The 20,122-nt window shown below is 39.0% G+C and carries 20 protein-coding genes and 1 pseudogene; 7 read left to right on the top strand and 14 right to left on the bottom strand.

Annotated features, from left to right (window positions below):
- The 8 genes and pseudogenes from MWU84_RS07730 to MWU84_RS07695 all read right to left on the bottom strand — a co-directional run bounded on the left by MWU84_RS07730 (window position 1) and on the right by MWU84_RS07695 (window position 6,871).
- Complete coding sequence (locus MWU84_RS07730) at window positions 1-729, bottom strand: SIP domain-containing protein (protein WP_246900261.1); 729 nt, start codon at window positions 727-729, stop codon at window positions 1-3.
- Between the two features lie 2 nt (window positions 730-731).
- Window positions 732-1,286 carry a ferric reductase gene (locus MWU84_RS07725; RefSeq protein ID WP_246900259.1) on the bottom strand — a complete coding sequence of 185 codons (555 nt, stop codon included), beginning with the start codon at window positions 1,284-1,286 and terminating at the stop codon, window positions 732-734.
- Window positions 1,287-1,365: 79 nt separating this feature from the next.
- The gene (locus MWU84_RS07720) at window positions 1,366-1,563 is read right to left on the bottom strand and encodes a hypothetical protein (protein ID WP_246900257.1); all 198 of its coding nucleotides are present in this window, start codon (window positions 1,561-1,563) and stop codon (window positions 1,366-1,368) included.
- Window positions 1,564-1,585: 22 nt separating this feature from the next.
- Complete coding sequence (locus MWU84_RS07715) at window positions 1,586-2,089, bottom strand: MoaF C-terminal domain-containing protein (RefSeq protein WP_246900255.1); 504 nt, start codon at window positions 2,087-2,089, stop codon at window positions 1,586-1,588.
- 91 nt (window positions 2,090-2,180) lie between these two features.
- Window positions 2,181-3,062: a helix-turn-helix domain-containing protein gene (locus tag MWU84_RS07710; RefSeq protein ID WP_246900253.1), complete on the bottom strand. Its 882-nt coding sequence runs from the start codon at window positions 3,060-3,062 to the stop codon at window positions 2,181-2,183.
- Between the two features lie 607 nt (window positions 3,063-3,669).
- Window positions 3,670-3,883, bottom strand: a pseudogene (locus MWU84_RS07705) (helix-turn-helix transcriptional regulator).
- Window positions 3,884-4,750: 867 nt separating this feature from the next.
- Complete coding sequence (locus MWU84_RS07700; RefSeq protein ID WP_246900251.1) at window positions 4,751-5,461, bottom strand: hypothetical protein; 711 nt, start codon at window positions 5,459-5,461, stop codon at window positions 4,751-4,753.
- A gap of 177 nt (window positions 5,462-5,638) precedes the next feature.
- The gene (locus MWU84_RS07695) at window positions 5,639-6,871 is read right to left on the bottom strand and encodes an adenylate/guanylate cyclase domain-containing protein (RefSeq protein ID WP_246900248.1); all 1,233 of its coding nucleotides are present in this window, start codon (window positions 6,869-6,871) and stop codon (window positions 5,639-5,641) included.
- A gap of 247 nt (window positions 6,872-7,118) precedes the next feature.
- On the opposite strand from MWU84_RS07695, the gene MWU84_RS07690 reads away from it, so the two are divergent.
- Entirely contained in the window at window positions 7,119-7,751 is a 633-nt protein-coding gene (locus tag MWU84_RS07690) for a 7-carboxy-7-deazaguanine synthase QueE (RefSeq protein WP_246900246.1), read from the top strand.
- Window positions 7,752-7,901: 150 nt separating this feature from the next.
- Here the strand turns inward: MWU84_RS07690 and MWU84_RS07685 are convergent, their stop codons facing one another.
- The 6 genes from MWU84_RS07685 to MWU84_RS07660 form a co-directional block, all read right to left on the bottom strand.
- Window positions 7,902-9,116, bottom strand: coding sequence for a DNA polymerase IV (locus MWU84_RS07685; protein ID WP_246900243.1), 1,215 nt, complete (start codon window positions 9,114-9,116; stop codon window positions 7,902-7,904).
- 380 nt (window positions 9,117-9,496) lie between these two features.
- Window positions 9,497-9,667, bottom strand: a complete 171-nt coding sequence (locus MWU84_RS07680) for a DUF6747 family protein (RefSeq protein ID WP_246900241.1) — start codon at window positions 9,665-9,667, stop codon at window positions 9,497-9,499.
- 628 nt (window positions 9,668-10,295) lie between these two features.
- Entirely contained in the window at window positions 10,296-11,162 is an 867-nt protein-coding gene (locus tag MWU84_RS07675; RefSeq protein WP_246900239.1) for an acyl-CoA thioesterase II, read from the bottom strand.
- A gap of 44 nt (window positions 11,163-11,206) precedes the next feature.
- The gene (locus MWU84_RS07670; protein WP_246900237.1) at window positions 11,207-12,748 is read right to left on the bottom strand and encodes an acyl-CoA carboxylase subunit beta; all 1,542 of its coding nucleotides are present in this window, start codon (window positions 12,746-12,748) and stop codon (window positions 11,207-11,209) included.
- 48 nt (window positions 12,749-12,796) lie between these two features.
- On the bottom strand, window positions 12,797-14,272 hold the full coding sequence (accC, locus tag MWU84_RS07665) for an acetyl-CoA carboxylase biotin carboxylase subunit (protein WP_246900486.1): 1,476 nt from the start codon (window positions 14,270-14,272) through the stop codon (window positions 12,797-12,799).
- Window positions 14,273-14,285: 13 nt separating this feature from the next.
- Entirely contained in the window at window positions 14,286-14,765 is a 480-nt protein-coding gene (locus tag MWU84_RS07660; protein ID WP_246900235.1) for an acetyl-CoA carboxylase biotin carboxyl carrier protein subunit, read from the bottom strand.
- A 618-nt stretch (window positions 14,766-15,383) separates the two neighbouring features.
- On the opposite strand from MWU84_RS07660, the gene MWU84_RS07655 reads away from it, so the two are divergent.
- From MWU84_RS07655 to MWU84_RS07630, 6 genes are all read left to right on the top strand, one after another.
- Window positions 15,384-15,890: a cytochrome c gene (locus tag MWU84_RS07655; protein WP_246900233.1), complete on the top strand. Its 507-nt coding sequence runs from the start codon at window positions 15,384-15,386 to the stop codon at window positions 15,888-15,890.
- Window positions 15,891-15,902: 12 nt separating this feature from the next.
- The gene (locus MWU84_RS07650) at window positions 15,903-16,484 is read left to right on the top strand and encodes a fasciclin domain-containing protein (protein WP_246900231.1); all 582 of its coding nucleotides are present in this window, start codon (window positions 15,903-15,905) and stop codon (window positions 16,482-16,484) included.
- Window positions 16,485-16,518: 34 nt separating this feature from the next.
- The gene (nosZ, locus tag MWU84_RS07645; RefSeq protein ID WP_246900229.1) at window positions 16,519-18,480 is read left to right on the top strand and encodes a Sec-dependent nitrous-oxide reductase; all 1,962 of its coding nucleotides are present in this window, start codon (window positions 16,519-16,521) and stop codon (window positions 18,478-18,480) included.
- A 132-nt stretch (window positions 18,481-18,612) separates the two neighbouring features.
- Window positions 18,613-19,257: a hypothetical protein gene (locus MWU84_RS07640; RefSeq protein ID WP_246900227.1), complete on the top strand. Its 645-nt coding sequence runs from the start codon at window positions 18,613-18,615 to the stop codon at window positions 19,255-19,257.
- 17 nt (window positions 19,258-19,274) lie between these two features.
- A complete protein-coding gene (locus MWU84_RS07635; RefSeq protein WP_246900224.1) occupies window positions 19,275-19,709 on the top strand; it encodes a nitrous oxide reductase accessory protein NosL in 435 nt (144 codons plus the stop codon).
- Between the two features lie 115 nt (window positions 19,710-19,824).
- On the top strand, window positions 19,825-20,118 hold the full coding sequence (locus tag MWU84_RS07630; protein WP_246900222.1) for a cupin domain-containing protein: 294 nt from the start codon (window positions 19,825-19,827) through the stop codon (window positions 20,116-20,118).
- Window positions 20,119-20,122: the final 4 nt, after the last annotated feature.

The following is a 20,122-nucleotide window of genomic DNA, read 5'->3' as shown; positions in this document are numbered from 1 at the left end:
TTATTCCAATCCTTTTTTGTCTGGGTTCCAGAATGGTTTTGTCTTGATCTGCTTGGTATTCCAATTTAACTCATTTCTGAAATATTGGTTTAAAGCTATGCAGACTCTGCTATCTCCAGCTATATAAACCATTATCTTACCTTTAAGTTTTGGCGAGATCTCTTTTATAATATTTAAAATCTCCGAAATTGGGTTTTGTTTTAAGGTATGAAAATTAAAGGGTCTGGATCCATCTACATCTTCAAAGTAATCATTTGAATTTTGGGCATATACCAAGCCTTCAACTTGCTTGTTGTGCGGTAAATTTCTTTTCAGAATATATAAATGGGACAATGCAGATAAGTCTCCAATCATTAAATAGCTATCTGCGGTTTCATCAAGGAGAAAATTTCCTTTTTTCCATTTAAAATAAACTGTTTCATTTTCCTTGCAAGCCACAGCCCATTGCGCCCCAATTCCTTTACTATCTGTTGCGATGGCCAAATCTAAATACCCTTCGGTTTTGTTAATGTTCCATACGCTATAACTTCTTACTTTGTCTTTAAAAGATAGGTCATCATTGCCAATGCCGATACCTAGGCGTAAAAAATAGCCAGGAACAAATTCTGCTTTTTTGATGCTTTCACTTTTAAGGCGGATTTTATAAACAGATTCTGAAATCTTGGTCTTTTTTTCAATGCTTGCATCTTGCAATACAACATTTTTTAATATGGTTTCAAGTAGACCCATTTTTATAGAGCGTTTAATCTTCTTCTGTTTATTCTAAATTTGATGATTTTATCTTTCACCAACGGTAGCCTGATAAGAAATCCAATACCCACAATTACAGCATAAATCAACCAGGTTTTTTCCAAAAGGGCCACATGTAACAAGCTAAGAAAAATTGCCGCATAGGACAAGCTTTGTAGTTTCTTCCAATTCATTTTTAGTTTTTTCATTGATTTTCTATTGGAAGTAAAAAACAATGGAATTAAAATTAAAACGGCAATAAATCCTGCTACATAATTCACTTGCGCAAAGGTTTCCAAAAAGCCTTCTGCCACTAAAAAGATAATAAAGTGGAGGAAACTCCATATTGCAGTCGCAATACCCATGGCTTGCCTTACAAAAAGATTGTTAACTCCAAAAAGTATAAAGAATGGTGTGCAAGTCAATACAGCAGTCATCCATCGTATGGCAAATTCGCCGGAGATGTGGTACAACATTTCCAAAGTGGTCATGCCATTGTTACCTGCGCTTTCAATTAAAGTAATTGAAACCCCATCTGTAAAGTCAATATTTGTCATATTTAATATGATAAATATTGGTAGAATCGCCAAGATGGCCACTATTATCCAACCATAATTTCTTTTTAAAAATGACATCTTATTTCGAGGATTTTAATGTTTTTAATTCTTTTTCCAAAACTTCTGCCCGTGCTTTAAATTTTTCCATGGCTTTTTTTAGTTGGCCTACTTTCTTGAACACTTCGTCATCTTGAATAGCCTTATAGGTAGTTTCGCCATTGCTTTTGTTAATTTTTGATTTACTGCCACAAGTGGGGCAATCTGCTACTTGACTCATACTGCTTACACTTTAATTCTTATTAATTTGATTTTTTTAAATGATCTATAATCCCACTGCGAAATACCGTTTTCAGTGTTCTTTCAGGCTTGTTTGCATAGCCGATTATTATAGAGCTATGTACCATCATTTTTTCAAAATCAAAAACAATGGTCAAATAGTCATTTATTTCTGTTTCGTGCCAATTGATCAAATAAAGATTATCACCAATTTTACGCGAGCGATAAGGAATGTCCGCATTTCCATTTCCTTTTGCAGGTCCGGCAACCCATTCATATTGGGCTATGCCATCGTTAAAATCCATGTGTATGGCCGTGCCATTTTGATACTGGAAGTTAAGAGAGTACCCATCCAAAAAATGTTCGGGCTCGCCAAATTGAAATTTGTTTTCTTCCATAGTGGTACTTTGGCCGAAATTAGGTCCAATACTGAAAATAGCAAGACAAATAAAAGTGACCAATTTTGTTTTACTCAGAAGATTTCTATTGTTTTTCTTGTGTTCGTGATTTTTCCTTGAAAAGTTCATTTTCTTCATTTTTTTGTTTAATACAAAGATGAAGAAAGTATTAGCCCAATAAAAGATGAAAAATGGTGTAAAAATGGTTAAAGTTGAACCATTAGTTGTTCAAAAGTGATTTTATAAAGGAATTTGGGGTTAAACCTGTATTTTTTTTAAAATATTTGGTAAAGTTGGTTGGGTCCTCAAATCCCAGTTTATAAGCCAATTCTGTGCTTTTTATAGGGGAATTAATCAAATTCCTTTTGGCTTGAAGAATAATGAAGTCGTCAATGACATTTTTGGCTGTTTTGTTCACTAATTCTTTACAGATGGTATTTAAGTGTTTGTATGTTACAGCCAGTTTATCGGCATAAAAATTTGCACTTCTACTTTTAGAATAATTATGCTCTATAAGTGAAGTAAAATTATGGAAAAGCACAATTTTTGAAGTATCCTTAATATGATAGGTTTGTTTTTGCTTTATGTTTTCAGCTTTCGATATTAGGATTATAAAAAGTGAATTAACAATGCTTCTTTGGTTGAATGTTTCAGGGTTGTTGTATTCTTTTTGCAACAATTTAAAATAATTTTCAAAATCGGATTCTTTTGGGATTTGCAGAATAGGGGAGAACAATTGTGGATTAAACAACCGAAACACTAGTTCTTCCGTTAAATTGGAAAAACAATCCACAAAATACTCCTCCGTAAATATGATACAAAAACCCTTTAAGCTTTCTGAAAAATCGAATGCATTAACCTGCTCCTTGGTTAGATAAACCAAACTGTTTTGTTGCACGGGGTACCATTTAAAATCAATAAAATGTCTGCCCGAACCTTCAGTAAAAAAAATGAAATTGTAAAATTTAAGTTGGTGGGGTAATTCCGGATTGTGATCGTGTTGGCCTTTGTATTGTGCTATTTTTTCAATAGGGACAATTTCAAAACCGAAATTGTTAGGTGTTTCCGGGTTAAATTCTATATGGGGTATGTCCTTTGTCATATGCTTGCCAAGACTTAAATTTATTATTGTTTTTCTGCATAGAATTCAACTCATCGGGTTGGCAAATTTGGCCTTTAAATTTAGCGCTTTATGCCTTATTTCCTATCTGCAGTGTTAGTGGGAATTTGTTTCCAATTTCATGTGGTATATGGGGTTAATTTACTGGGCATAATAGGTAAACCATAAAATCCACCAAGCATAAAAAATCAGGGGGCAAATAAGCGAATTTCCAAAAATTAATATCGATATGTCCTTTTTTTTTGACAAATACAATACCAATCCGACTAGTAGGTTGCCCCCAAACAGAATCGGAATTAATATGAGCATATCCATTGAAAAATCCATTACTGGCCGTTTTACATAGAACCATATCCCCATACCAATTAATTGTATCAAGAAAAGAACGATTCCAAGATTTTTCAGTTTTCGATACTCCATATGCTATATTTTTTTCTGTTTTTAGCTCAACCCAGAACCATCATTTTATTCTGTGTTATTCCTGGTTTTCCATATATATGCAGGACCACGGCTATGGGGATTGACAAAAAAATTAAATCTGTGTTTTTTTCGACCAGCAATGTTGATTGTTTTTCAATATGTTCGTTGTTTAATGTTCGTCATTTACATATTCCAAAATGTCACCTGCTTGCCACTCCAAGGCTTTGCAAATTGCCTCTAAGTTACTAAAAACGAATTGCTTTCGCTTATCCAGTCTTCAAGATAGAAAGGTTGGACAAGGTCAACTCAACTCTTTCAGAAAGTTCATTCAGTGAAATTTTTTGCTTTGCCGTAATTACGTTCATGTGTACAATAATGGGCATAGTTTAAATTGTTAGTTCGTTTTCAGATTTCATATCTATTGCGTTTTGTAAGATTTTTTCAAGCATTGCCATAGCAATTGTAACTACAATAGAAATAAAGGTTATTAGGACACACATCGGAAGAAAACCAGCAGGGTCGCCTTCTTTATTTTGAAATATCCTTATGTAGAGTCTTGATGTCGCAATTAAGAAGCACTATATGATGGCAAAGTGCTTTATACTTCTTAAGGTTTTATTTTAATGAGATTTCTTTTTTGCACTGGATTCATCTTCAATTACAAATGTTAGGTAATTACTATCAAATTCCTGCTTAAAGCTAACATGCTTAATTATAAGCGTAATGCACTTTGAGAAACCAAACGGTCTTTGTGCTGATACTTATTTCCATGTCTGAATTAACAAAGCTGCTATCCACATTAAAACTTCTTTGTCCATACGAAAGGCAAGAAAGGGGTCCCAATATAATGATTCCTAATATTTTCATATTTCTATAGTTCATCCCACGTCTGCCATAATGCGCCCTTCGGTCTCGGCTGTGCACAGTGCGGTGGAAAGGAAATTTTCGTTTCCGTCTGCGCACGAAGCTAAAGCTTATTGCCCGCCAGTACCGAACTGTTACCTGCCCGACTTTATCATTTAGGCGGGCGTTCGGGCGGGTTTAGTTTTATTTTTTCTTTTCTAAGGCTAAATCTATAAGATTTAGCGACAATATAAATATACACAGACCCCGCGATTAGGCCCGAAGCCCGTATTGTTTATAGGTTGTGTTGTGAGCTGGCTTTTCATTTTTCACCCCTTCTAACTCTCCTTCAAAGTTGTCCGTCAGTAAAATATTATAACAACGGAAAAAGCAAAAATTGATCCATGTTAATTACCAGATTCATTTTTGAAAGTAATCTGTCCACAAGGAATTATTCCATAACCATTTGGTTCTATGCTCATTCTGTAATAAAGGTCTTGTCCTTTCAAAATAAGACCTCCTCTTGGAGTACCCCCTGCTTGATAAGAGAGTACTATTATATAGAAAATATGTTCTTCATTAGGGTTAATTGTTTTTTTTAAGATTGTAGGTTTATTAAAATTATCATCGAAATAGGATTTTAATTCAGTTAAACCATAGTTAAACTTTGAAAGTTTATCAAATGAGACTGTTTCCGTTGGTAAAAATAATTTTAAGTAGGAGTCAGGTGGAGTAAAAATTGCAAAGGAATCAGCAGGAAAATTAATATTTAGTTCTAACGGTAAAGTAGTTTCATTGATTATCCGAGTCCAAAACCCGGCAAATCCGTGTTGTTTTCCCGAAGAATCAAAATATTGTGTTCTATCAGGTTCAATACTTCCTCCCTTTGGTAGGCTGTTTTGAATGGTTATCCCTTTTCCGTCAGCAGAGGCATATGTTGTGTCTGTATAAATATATTGTTCTATTTCATTTATTAGAGATGACTGTCTGTTGATATTTTTTGTCGAGTCTACTATCTCCAAATCAATAGAAAACTTGTCGATTTTTGACTTACTTCTTTGCCCGCAGGAATAAAGCCATATACTTGCCAAAATCAATATTATTAATTTTTTTTTCATTTTTTTTAGCTTGATCACAACGGACTTGTGTATGGAACGTAGCCTGCAAAAAGACACTAATTTTTCGGATTAACACAGAGCCGAATTTTTATATTTTGTTTTAATTTTTCTGTATAAAGCCAAATTAAAAATTTGGCGGTCTTTACTGATAAAACTGACCTTTCGATTTAGCACTTATTAGCTATATTTTATAAAATACATTTCCAATTCTCCTTTTCCTTTAGCTTGAATTTTCTCCCTGGTTTCGCAACTGATATCATTTTTGACAAGCTGGTAGGTTGATTCTGATATATTTATTTTGCCAGGCTCTCCTGATGATTCCATCCGACTTGCCGTATTAACTGTATCTCCAAAGAGATCATAGTTAAATTTCTTCTTTCCAACTACGCCAGCCACTATTGGTCCCGAATGTATCCCAACTCTCATCCTCCATTTTATTTCATGTTTCTTATTTCTCTCCTCCAGATAGGATAGCATCTGTTGTGCAGCCTTAATACAATTAATGGCATGATCTTTAACCGCTTCTTCAAGGCCACATGCAGCCATATATGCATCCCCAATTGTTTCAATTTTTTCAACTCCTGCCTCCTCAACAATCTCATCGAATCGGCCAAAAATATCATTGAGTTCATTGACCAAAGTGATTGCCGGAATGCTAGCTACTAACTCCGTAAAGCCTTTGAAGTCAGTAAACAGAATAGTTACATTTTTGTGCCTTTTAGGCACTGTTTTACCGGTTTCCTTTAGATCTCTTGCCACATTTACAGGAAGAATATTATGCAGAAGGTCATCTGATCTTTTTTGCTCAACCCTCAATGACTCCTCTGATCTATCAATCAGCACAGACAAAGTCCATGCGATTGTAAGGCAAATCAGTCCAGTTGTGCTGATGTTAAACATTTGTAGGAAATATGGGTCAAGTACATCATAGTGAGGATTAAATTTGGATTGAAACGTAACCGAAAAAATCAAAGTCAAGACCCCCAGCATGCTGAAACCAATAGCTAATTTTCTCGCACTTTTGGGGAAAGTCATGTATGGAGTAATTATTATGATGAAACAAATAACCCAAACTCCTGAGGAGTAACCCAACAAGTAAAGAAATAGAATAATTCCAATATAGGACGTAGTTGTAAAACAAGTTGAAGCCAATACCCGCCAACCTTTGCCATTGAATATTAGAACGAATGAAAACATCAATGCTAACAATCCATTGCTTCCGTAAAGTATTGGGGAATCTGTAATGCAAAAAGCAGTAATCATCCACATCACCATGTACAAGATGCCAAGGATAGAAGCGATATTTGTTATGCGCAGATACCTATTCTCAGTTATGGAAAACTCCTTATTAGCACCAATATCAACTATTCTTTGGGAAATTGGAGTTTTGCTTTTATCACTATTGGGCATTATGTTCTAATTGTTTTATCTAAATAGTTGACTACTTTCAAATTATAGCTAAAATTGTATATGGTTACTAGTGTTTATATTGCCTTTCCAGGCATACCCATTTACAAACGCATACTTTAGGTGTATTCTTCGGGTTGTTATAAAAGTTTAAATTACAATATTATTTCAAAAGCGGGGTTTAAGGGTTGCTGAAATAACTTTTTCTTAATTAGTAGCGGTAGAGCAGGGTATTTTCTATCTTTGCGCCATGGTAAAAGAAGATGTTTTAGCGTTGGTTGATCAAGGCCTAATGCTTCCTTTAATGGAAGAATTTTACACTATTCAGGGCGAAGGTTTCCATAAGGGGACTGCTGCTTATTTTATTCGTGTGGGCGGTTGCGATGTAGGCTGCCATTGGTGCGATGTTAAGGAAAGTTGGAATGCGGCAACACATCCCCCAACAGGTATAGACCATATTGTAGCCAATGCGGCCAAATATTCCGATACCATAGTCATTACCGGGGGAGAACCCCTTACCTGGGATATGGGGCCACTTACAAAGGCCCTAAAGGCCAAAAACCTAAAGACCCATATAGAGACTTCCGGAGCCTATGCACTTTCCGGAACCTGGGATTGGATCTGTCTTTCCCCAAAAAAGAATAAGTTGCCAGAAGGTATTATCTATGATAAGGCACACGAACTTAAGGTGATCGTGTACAATAAGCACGACTTTATTTTTGCCGAGGAACAGGCGGCCAAGACCAATGAGGATTGTATTTTGTACCTACAGCCGGAATGGAGTGTAAGGGATAAGGTTGTTCCAATGATTGTGGATTATGTAATGCAAAACCCTAAGTGGAAGGTATCGCTTCAAACCCATAAGTATTTGAATATTCCCTAAATGGAAGTTGAATGTTCAAGGTTTCAGGTTGAAAATGTGTCCATGCCTATATAGCATTGACCGCTTTTAGTTGAATGTTAATATACATTTATTGATTCTTTTTTCTCACTACTCAATTCTCACTACTAAATACTGATTACTGGAAATCGCTCACTGTTTCCTATGTGCCAATACAATAGGGGGTTGTCCGTTAAAGGGGTTCTGCATTCTGCCAACGGTCTTGGCACCCATACCGGAGGCCCTTATAACACTTTTATCCCCATAGCGTTCCCTGATCTTGTCCAAGGCGTTATATAGGTTTAATATTTCCTCGGTATCGTCGAATAGATTTATCTGGTAGTGGCCCTGTACCAAATGACTGAAACGAATCCCGATCAACCTGATCAATAGCCTTTTGTTGTAGAGTGTATTGAACAGATCCAAAATCTGGGGAATCAGGATATGGTCCGCACTGGTGTACGGGATCCTTAATTGTTTGGAATAGGTGTTAAAGTCCGAATAGCGAATTTTTACCGCAATACAGGCAGTAAGTTTTTTTCCCCTCCGCAACTGATAGGCCAGATTCTCGGTCATGGCAATAAGGATGCCCCGCAGTTTAATGACATCTATGGTGTCCCGGTCAAAAGTACGTTCGGTAGAAATGGATTTACGTTCGGAAAAAGGGATAACGGGGGTATTGTCTATACCATTGGCCCGTTTCCAAATTACGCCTCCATTGGCGCCCAATACCCGTTGCATCATATCCATGGGCATTTCTTGGATGGTTTTTATTTGCCGCAATCCCAAATTCCGTAGGGTCTGGTAGGTTTTATCGCCTACCATAGGTATTTTTTTAATGGATAAGGGCGCTAAAAATGGTTTCTCATGGCCTATATCAATTTTAAGCTCATTGTTGGGCTTGGCTTCATTGGTAGCTACTTTGGATACTACCTTATTTACCGATAGACCAAAGGAAATGGGAAGTCCGGTTTCCTTGATGATTTTATGGCGCAGTTCGGTAGAGAATTGGTGACAACCATAAAACCGGTCCATTCCCGTAAGATCTGCATAAAACTCATCGATGCTGGATTTTTCTAAGACCGGTACCTGTTCTTTGATGATATTGGTTACGATATCGGAATGTTTGCTGTAGGTTCCCGCGTTCCCTTTTATGATGATGGCTTCCGGACAGAGTTCTTTGGCCATTTTCATAGGCATGCCGGAATGCACGCCAAAACCCCTGGTCTCGTAACTGCATGCGGCTACCACACCCCTGTCGCTAACGCCTCCAACGAGTATGGGCCTATGCTCCAATTTACTGTCCTGAAGTCGCTCTACGGATACGAAAAAAGTATCCAAATCCAAATGTAGTATTGTTTTGTCCATCGCACACCAAAAAAAGGTATGCTAAATTATGGAATATTTCCAATATTTTGGATAATATCCATAATTTATTTCAAATCTAACTTTATTCTTAGATCAACATCCAAAGTCTATCAGGCTTATGTTGACTAGTTGGGGGAACTAGCATAACATTAAAAAAATAGTATACAATTAATAGCTTTCAGACCAAAGGGTTTTACAACAAAATAATGCTATTCAAAGGTGTATAGTAAAATAGAGAATAAGGCAAGGAAAAAGCAAAGGAACACTAAGATCAACAATAACTTCAGTGTCATAGGAACCTCGATCCCATCACTTTTTCCTACCAATAATTCTCTTAAATACTGCATACCTTTCATATCAATTAATGCATTTATTCTTAATTAATCCCAAACAAATCCAGTAACCAATCTAAAAATGAAAGCGTATAATACTATGGCAAACATAGCTACACTGAACCACATGAATGCTTTGAAATAATTTTTAACAATAATGTGTCCTAGGTTTCTAAATCCTTCTGAATAAATTTCTTTAACGAGTAATAATGTTTTCATATCTTTTGTTTAATGTTATAGGGCAAAATTCGCCCAGGCATGCCCTAAATGGAAATTTAGTGGTCAAAAGGGAAAAAAAAAGGATAAAAAACGGGAGGGAAAATTTTACATGGATGAACGGTAATTTACAAGGGATAAACCGCTGTTGTCTTCAGTAATCCAAATCCTACTTTATGGGTATTATTGGTAGTTTAACCGAGGGCGGTTCATCTATATTGGCCCATAAATAGGAGGTTTATATAAGTTTGGGATTCTAGTTTGATATAGCGTTGATATTTTCGATCGGATATTAGAAATCCGATATTTTGAACTGTCTCCAATTGATAAAATTCAATTATTCCCTTTAGGGTCAGGGCTAATTAATTGAATTTTTGGTATTTTGGTTCTGCCCTCTCCCTAAAGCCCGCCTGAACCGTTTTCGGGCAGGGGTGCCAAAAGATAGAAAAATTTGAATTTTCGGTCACAATAGCTTTTTCAAACTAGTGCTAAGTTTGGACTCAAATAAATAGATGGCCAAAAGAATAGTATTGGGCTTCTCCAAAAAAAATTATTGCTGGTAAAACATGTAACAGAAGACTATAGCTTGTAGGGGCGCTCAGAAAATTATTACGGACTTATACCAAGGGCATTATTCTGCCCTGGTGGTGCGCATTAATCCTTCCTGTGCCACTGAGGCCACCAGAATACCGTTTCTATCGAAAATACTGCCCCTTGAAAAACCTCTGGAATTGCAGGCGCTAGGACTGTCCATGGTATACAGAAGCCATTCGTCTATTTTAAAATTGCGGTGAAACCATATAGCATGGTCTATGCTGGCATAAAAAGTCTTTCCTTTTCTGAGTTCTTCACGGTGGGGGAGGGAAGCGGTGGTGAGAATGTTGTAATCGGAGGCATAGGCCAATAATTGTTGTTGCAGCGGCAAATCGGCTTTTACCTTTTCCGTAGCCCGCATCCACATATGGTTAAATGGAGGTCCGTCTTTGGCCAGAAGTGCTGTTAGGCGTTCTACCGGTTTAAATTCGAATACCTTGGGATGGGTAAGTTTAATAAGATTATAGGAGTCGGGATCCGTTTTTTCCATTTCCTCAATTTGCTCCAAGCTGTTCATCAGCTTTTTAGGGGTAATTAGATTGGGCATGGTTATCTGGTGCTCCACTCCATCTTCCCGGACCTGAAAAGACGCTGCCATATTAAAAATGGCCTTGCCGTTCTGCTTGGCTACCACCCTGCGAGTGGTAAAACTACGGCCATCCCTTAAACAATCTACTTCATAGGTAATAGGAATGCTTAGGTCTCCCCCTAAAATAAAATACCCGTGCATGGAGTGGGCTATTTTATCGTTGGATACGGTTTGGTAAGCGGCATGTAAAGACTGTCCCAAAACCTGTCCCCCAAAAACCCTGCCCCATGGGGCCTGATAGTTTTGTCCTACATAGGTATTGTCATTAATGCGTTCCAACGTAAGTAATTGTATAAGTTCTTCTAAGTTGCTCATGTCCTGTTATAAATTGAAAATTGCGTTAAGTGGTCAGCGGCTAATTACAAAGGTATGTTTCCATGTTTTTTCTTGGGCAAATTCACCACTTTATTTTCTAGCAGAGCAAAGGCATTTATCAATTTCCTACGGGTATCCCTGGGGAAAATCACTTCATCTATAAACCCTCTCTCCGCTGCGCTGTATGGGTTGGCAAACTTATCGGCGTATTCCTCCTCTTTTTCCTTTAGTTTGGTTTCAGAGTCCTCTGCAGCATCTATCTCTTTCCTAAAGATGATCTCACTGGCTCCTTTGGCACCCATTACGGCAATTTCGGCTCCTGGCCAGGCATAGTTGAGGTCGGCTCCTATATGTTTGGAGTTCATAACATCATAGGCCCCGCCGTAGGCCTTTCGGGTAATAACGGTTACCTTGGGAACCGTAGCCTCGCTTAGGGCATAGAGCAGCTTGGCACCATTGATAATAATACCGTTCCATTCCTGATCAGTGCCTGGAAGAAATCCGGGAACATCTACCAATACTAGTAGGGGAATATTGAAACAATCACAGCATCTGGTGAATCGGGCCGCTTTTTTGGAACTGTTTACATCCAAAACCCCGGCCAGACTCATGGGCTGGTTGGCAACGATCCCGATACTTTTTCCGGCCAATCTAGCAAAGCCCACAACTATATTTTCGGCATAATGCTTATGGACCTCAAAGAAAGGGGAATCGTCAATGATTTCTTTGATGACATGTCGCATATCATAAGGTTGATTAGTATTTTCAGGGATAATGGTCTCCAACTTTTCCCGGACTTCGGTATTTAGGGAATAGGGGAGTGGTTTGGGCAAATCTTCACAGTTTTGCGGTAAATAACCAATAAGTTCCTTTATTTGTCCAAGACACTCCAGGTCGTTTTCGGCGGTAAAATGGGTGACCCCGGATTTGCTGGCATGGGTCATGGCCCCACCTAGCTCTTCAGAACTGACCTCTTCATTGGTCACCGTTTTAACCACATTGGGACCGGTAACGAACATATAACTGGAATTTTCTACCATCAGGGTGAAGTCGGTCATGGCGGGGGAGTAGACGGCTCCTCCGGCACAGGGTCCCATAATAGCGGAAATTTGTGGGATAACACCGGAAGCCATAACATTCCTGTGAAAGATATCGGCATAACCGCCAAGCGATCGTACCCCTTCCTGAATCCGAGCCCCTCCGCTGTCGTTCAAGCCAATTATGGGCACACCTATTTTCATGGCCATGTCCATTACCTTGCAAATTTTTTCTGCATGGGTCTCGGAAAGCGAACCTCCAAATACGGTAAAGTCCTGGGCGAAAACACAGACCTGTCTACCATTAATGGTTCCATACCCTGTGACTACCCCATCCCCATAAAATATTTGCTTGCCCATACCAAAGTCTTTGGTCCTGTGGGTCACAAGGGCGCCCAACTCTTCAAACGAACCCTCGTCCAGCAGAAAATGAATTCGTTCACGGGCAGTAAGCTTGCCTTTCGAATGCTGGGTTTCAATACGTTTTTGTCCGCCGCCCAATTTGGCTTCGGCAATTTTATCCTCGAGTTTTTTTATTTTTTCCTTCATTAAATAATGCTTTACGCCATTAAAACCATAGGTGTTATTTGGTGCTTATCACTTAGTCCGTTTTAATGGCCAATTGGAATTTTCGCGATCGGGAACTTTAAGAATATCCTTGTGTTCCAAAAATAGTTTCAATCCTACCATGGCTGCAATTTCGCGCTCCTGCGCATATTGTTGGTGCAACAGTTCCGGAGTGTAGTATTTCTTAACAAAATGGGTGTCAAATTCCCCAGAAGTAAAAGCTTTGTGTTCACAAACAAACTTCCCAAAGGGCAGGGTAGTGGATATCCCCTTTATCTTATATTCCGATATAGCTTGGATCATTAGCTGAATGGCCTCATCCCTGTCTTGGCCGTAGGTAATTAATTTGGCCAACATGGGGTCGTAATACATGGGTATGGTCATTCCTTCCTCAAAACCGTCGTCCAATCTTATTCCTTTGCCCTTGGGGCGCTTATAGGTTTCCAAATTGCCCATACTGGGCAGAAAATTGTCCAAGGGGTCTTCTGCATAGACCCTAACTTCCAGGGCATGTCCTTTTATGCTCAAATCTTGCTGTGAAAATGCCAGTTTTTCATTTCTGGCAATTTTGATCTGTTGTTCCACCAAATCAATACCTGTAATCAGTTCTGTTACCGGATGTTCTACCTGTAGACGGGTATTCATTTCCAAAAAATAGAAATTTTTATCACTGTCCAATAGGAATTCCACCGTTCCCGCCCCGACATAATCACAGGCCTTGGCTACTTTTATGGCAGCTTTTCCCATGGCGTCTCTTATTTTTGGGGTCAATACGGCGGATGGAGCCTCTTCCACAACCTTTTGATGTCTTCTCTGTATACTGCATTCCCGCTCAAAAAGATGAAAAATGTTTCCATGGGTATCGGCCAATACTTGGATTTCTATATGCCTTGGAGATTCAATGTATTTTTCAATAAAGACGGCGCCATTTCCAAAGGCTGCCTCGGCCTCGCTGATGGCACGTTCCATTTGATCGGGCAATTCGGATAGTTGTTGAACCACCCTCATTCCTTTGCCACCGCCACCAGCAGAGGCTTTTATTAAAATGGGAAACCCTATTTGTTTGGATATTTTCTGGGCCACGGAAATTTCGGTAATGGACTCTTCAATGCCGGGTACCATAGGAATATTATAACCCTTAACCGCTTCTTTGGCCGCCAATTTATCGCCCATAACTCTTATGGCATGTGGTTTAGGGCCTACAAAGGTAATTCCGTTATCAGCTACCAGCTGGGCAAAAACGGCATTCTCACTTAAAAAGCCATAGCCAGGATGAATACCTTGGGCCTTGGTTTTTAAGGCTGCTTCCACAATTTTGTCCATATTCAAGTAGGATTCCGTAGAAGGTGAATTTCCTATATGAACTGCTTCATCGGCAAATCGTACATGGGGAGCTTCCCTATCGGCATCAGAATAGACCGCCACTGTTTTTATTCCCATCTTTTGTGCCGTCCGCATGATGCGTAAAGCTATTTCTCCCCGGTTGGCTATCAATATTTTTTCCATCTTCATGCTATGGCTATTCCATTTCAATTATAATCTGTCCTTTGTCAACTGCTTCGTTTACATTGACTTTTATACTTTTTACGATGCCTTCTCCGGAGGAAGTGATGATATTCTCCATTTTCATGGCCGATAGCACAATAAGGGGAGTGCCAATTACCACTTTCTGACCTGTTGTTACCATGATATCTATTATAAGACCTGGCATTGGGGCTATAATACTGTTTATTTTATGGGTTTTGGCCGTTAACAACCCCATTTTGTCCACCATTTGATCATACTTATCTGCTAAAGCCAATTCATAACTACTGCCATTTACCTCCAATGTCATTCTTTTGTTCGCAAAATCTGTATGTAAGATTTTGATTTTATAGGCCCGGTTCTGTCGAAGGGCATGGAATTGCCGGTCGCTAATTTTAACAATGTCCAAAGAGGCTATATCCATCGGACTTAAAACGATTTTTTCCTTATCGATAATGATATCGTAATTCGTCATAAAATACAAGTTCACTATGGGGCACAAGGCTATTTTGAAAGGAGCGTATGCCGCGATTAATAATCAAAAAAATATAAAGGATCAAAAAGTACCGGCCAAACGTTAATTGACAATAGACCAATAAACATAATTACAAACCATTATTTAGTTCCTTTCTGGGGCCTTCAATTTTAAGATTGAAAGTATAATGAAATGGCCCTCAATAATATCGCGGGCCAATAGCACAGATGTTTCTCTGTAAGTGCTTTTACTAAGATATGTAAAAGATTTAAAAGACCGATGCTGTAGCCTTATTTCCTATCCTTCCAGAAAATTCAATCCATAATTTTAGGGGATATACCATATTGAAAAACAAGGGTTTAATTTTAATTGCGGGGAATTATTTTCAAATTAGGGTACGGCCATATATTTCTAATTGGAAAAAAGATCAAAAAAAGGACATTTTTATCCTAAATATGATTTTTATCATGTTTTATGGTTTAATGACAGCCTAATTTTGTCCCAATAAATTGTTAAAACCAAGGAATGATTTTTAAATCCGACAGTTTTATTATCACCAATTTAAATAGTATTAATAATTAAGAAACAAGTGATCTGTAACAATTAAAGGAAAAACAAATGAAAATAATTTTAAAAGGTAGCGCAGTTCTATTTTCGGTTTTGATGATGAGCTGTGGAGGTAAGGAAGAAAAGAAAAAAGAAGGATTTAGTGTGGATAGGGCAAAAACCACAACGGAACAACCTGCTCCTGAACCAGCGGCTGTAACAACCAAGGCATCCGAAACCGTGGATTTGACCAACAAGGGTGTTGGGCCCATTACCTCGGTAAGCTTGGTGGCAGAAGTGGATCAGGAAATGGCCAAAAAAGGGGAGGAAGTTTACAATCAGATGTGTTTGGCCTGTCATAGGGTAGACAAAAAATTCATAGGACCTGCCCCAACAGGTATTTTGGAAAGACGTAGCCCTGAATGGGTGATGAACATGATTTTGAATCCTGAGGGCATGGTAAAGGAAGATCCTTTGGCAAAAGCTTTATTGGCCGAGTTTAACGGTGCGCCAATGGCCAATCAAGGTCTTACCGAAGAACAGGCCAGAGCAGTATTGGAATACTTTAGAACCTTATAATAATATAACATTATGTTCCCGACAACCAATTTAAAATCATTTATGTTATCGTTTCTACTGCTGGGCGTTTTGTTCAGTTGTAAAAACGAAGCTAAGACAGCAACGAATCCAACTCAGGACAATGCAGCAACGGAAGAAGTTGAAAAACAAGGCCAGGCCTTTATTGCCGATGATGGTTCAACACCCAATGTTCTGCAAATTGCCATAGGCTCCCCGGACCATTCCACCTTAGTGGCCGCAGTACAGGCAGCGGAATTGGAAAACGCTTTGGTGAATGCTGGGCCCTTAATGGTATTTGCCCCGACTAATGAGGCTTTCGCCGCGTTACCGGAAGGCACTGTGGACGATCTTCTAAAACCAGAAAACAAAGATGCATTGGCCAATATTTTAAAGTACCACGTAACTCCGGGCAATTACAGCAAGGAATTTCTAAAGAAATTTAAAAAATTGGGGCAGGCCAATGATCAGAACGTTACCGTTGAGGTAGTAGGGGAAGATGTTATGGTCGGTGGCGCTAAAATTTTGGCCAGTGTGCCTGCAGGCAATGGAATAGTCCATGTGGTAGATAAGGTAATGCTACCTACTACAGAATAATTATTTAACTCAATAATCAATTAATTTATAAACAATGAAGAAATATACCTATTTAGTATTGGGACTCTTGGGCTTTACCGCCTTATTGACTAGTTGCGGTAACGGTAACCAAGGCAAAAGTTCTTCCGGAGCATTGAATTCGAGCAATGCAGAGAAAGTCTATGTGGCTCCAGGGGAACATGACGAGTTTTACGCTTTTATGTCTGGTGGATATAGTGGCAACCTAACAGTTTACGGCTTGCCCTCTGGACGAATGTTCAAGGAAATACCCGTATTTTCACAGTTCGCCACCTCTGGATACGGCTATTCGGAGGAGACCAAGCCAATGTTGAACACCTCTTTTGGCTTTGTTCCATGGGACGATTCCCACCACCCTGATATTTCCCAGACCAATGGTGAATTGGATGGAAGATGGATATTCATAAACGGAAATAATACGCCAAGGATTGCAAGGATAAGTCTGACCACTTTTGAAACCGAAGAAATCATTGAGGTGCCAAATAGTGCAGGTAACCACAGTTCATCCTTTATTACTGAAAATACCGAGTATGTGGTTGCAGGAACCCGTTTTTCTGTACCCGTTCCACAACGTGATATGCCCATTAACGAGTACAAAGGCAATTTTAAGGGTGCACTATCTTTTATTAGTGTCGATCCTGAACACGGTCATATGGATCTTAAGTTTCAGATAATTATGCCAGGGTTTAACTATGACCTTTCGCATCCTGGAAGGGGGAAATCCCACGGTTGGTTCTTTTTTACCACCTATAATACGGAAGAAGCAAATTCCCTTATGGAGGTAAATTCTTCCCAGAATGATAAGGATTTTATTGCCGCTATTAACTGGAAAGCAATCGAAGAGTATGTAAACAACGGTGGGGGAACAAAAATGCCCGCCAATTATGCGCATAATGTATATGATGAGTCTACGCATACTGCAACAAGTACCATGAAAAAAGAAGTACTTACAGTAAACCCACTAGATGTACCTGGCGCGGTATTCTTTCTGCCCACTCCAAAATCACCTCATGGTTGTGATGTAGACCCTTCCGGAGAATATATTATTGGTAACGGAAAATTGTCAGCGGATTTAACGGTACATTCTTTTGATAAAATGATCGCTGCTATTGAAGGTAAGAAATTTGATGGGGAGGCTTACGGAATTCCTATCCTGAAATTTGAGGATGTACTTGCCGGAACTGTAAAAAGTGGAGGTCTTGGGCCCTTACATACCGAATTCGACGGTGAGGGTAATGCCTACACCACTTTCTTTATCTCTTCGGAGGTGGTGATGTGGAAACTGGGTACCTGGGAAGTTATCGATAGAAAACCTACCTACTATTCTGTTGGCCACTTAATGATACCAGGTGGTAATTCCAGAAAACCTTTTGGTAAATATGTGGTGGCTATGAACAAGATCACCAAAGACAGATATTTGCCGACTGGTCCGGAATTGGAACACTCCGCACAATTGTATGATATTTCAGGGGGCAAAATGGAACTTATCTATGATTTTCCAACCCATGGGGAGCCTCATTATGCAGCAGGAATTCCTGCCGAGCTCTTGGCGCCCAAATCACAGAAGATCTATAAGCTTGCAGACAATAAACACCCTTATGCAACATTAGGGGCAGCAGATTCCAAAGTGGTACGTGACGGTAAGGACGTACATATTTATATGTCGACCATCCGAAGCCATTTTACCCCCGATAATATTGAGGGTATTAAGGTGGGGGACAAGGTGTATTTCCATGTTACCAATCAAGAACAGGACTTTGATGTACCACACGGCTTTGCTGTAATAGGTGCCAACACTTCCGAATTGTTGATTATGCCCGGACAGACCAAGACAATAGTTTGGGAGCCGAAGCAAGTAGGAGTGTGGCCGTTCTATTGTACAGATTTCTGTTCCGCACTTCACCAGGAGATGCAAGGTTATGTTAGGGTATCGCCTGCAAGTTCCAATTTGGAGCTCAGTTGGTCCCTAGGTGAATAGCTTCACTTAATTTTAGTTTTTGATGTAAAAAGCGGGTCTGGTTTTGGAAACTGCCCGCTTTTTTAACAAGTTGAAGAAGGGAACAACCACTCAAAACATTTTTCGATTTGTAAATAATAAAAAACTCAAGAAATGAAAAAAGCAAACGTATTAATGATAATTGGCCCATTGCTGTTACTGGGGTTATTTGCCTTTCCATTATGGAATATTATGTTGGGTGCACCCCAATATCCCGAACCATTGGGCATGAATATCCATATCACAGGAATAGAGGGAGCCTCTGAATTTGATCTACAGAATATAGATGGATTAAATCACTATATTGGTATGAAAACCATACCGAAACCAGGGGAAATGTGGGAATTTGATATTTTTCCCAAGGTGATCATTGGAATGGTGGTACTAGGAGTTCTTATAGGGCTGTTGGGATTTTATGGCAAAGTGGGTTATAAATGGTTTCTCGGCTGGTTTCTGTTGATGTCCGTTTTGGGCGTTGTGGGTATGTACGACTTCAATGAATGGCTTACAGATTATGGTTCCAACCTAGATCCACATGCCATTATTAAAGTGACCAATGCTGACGGAACCCCCATGACCTATAAACCACCTCTGTTGGGATATCAAAAAATGTTGAATTTTGATGTTACTTCCCTACCAAGTATAGGTGCCTATATGATGTTTGTTGGAATGACGCTTACTTTGGTAGCTGCATATATGGGTTGGAAAAGCAATAAATCCATGTTGAAACAGGAATCCAAAAAAGCGGTTACTGCTTAATCATTAAAATAAAAAGTATGGTGAACTACAGAATAGTTATGATTTTATTGGTATTGATTGCTTCCTCCTGTACTATAAGCCCAAAACCCATAGCCTATGGTTCGGATGGATGCCACTTTTGTAGTATGACCATTGTGGACAGGCAACATGCAGCTGAAATTGTTACAGATAAGGGGAAGGTCTTTAAGTTCGATTCAAGTGAGTGTATGATGAATCACCTCAAGGATATAGATCAGAAGCAAGTAGCGCTTTACTTAGTAAACGATTACAATAGACCAGGGGAATTGATCGATGCCACTGAAGCTATCTATCTCATCAGCGATCGCATACCTAGTCCAATGGGGGAATTCCTAACCGCCTTTGAGACCGAGCAAGCAGCAGTAGATGCACTAATGACGTATGAGGGGGACCTATTGACCTGGGGACAATTAAAATTAAGATTTCAATTGTAGACCTCCATAGCATTCCCTCGGGTTTGCCGTGAGAGTGTATCAATAACAGGCTTATATTTTTTCTTCTGTCATTAAAATGCTTTTGGAAATAATTGGCCTAAATAAAACAATGACTATGTACACCATTAACGATCAGATAAAAAATCAGGAATACAATAAACTTCAGGTAAATAAATTGGTAAAAACAGAGGCTTTGGAGATATTGAACATTAGTTTGGAGAAGGATGCCATTTTCCCTGAGCATACCGCTCCTAGGGATGCCCAATTGATTGTTTTGGAAGGCAAGATAATCTTTCATATCAATGGTAAATCCTATTTTATAAGTGGGCAACAACACTTTAGTTTTCCCAAAGACGTTCCGCATTGGGTAACGGCTGAAGAAAATTCAAAATTCTTGATTATAAGATAATGGG

The organism is Arenibacter sp. F20364 (assembly GCF_023015905.1).
In the GTDB taxonomy this organism is placed as follows: Bacteria; Bacteroidota; Bacteroidia; order Flavobacteriales; family Flavobacteriaceae; genus Arenibacter.
The sequence above is the reverse complement of the archived record's forward strand: the minus strand, read 5'-3'. Positions and strand labels throughout refer to the sequence as shown.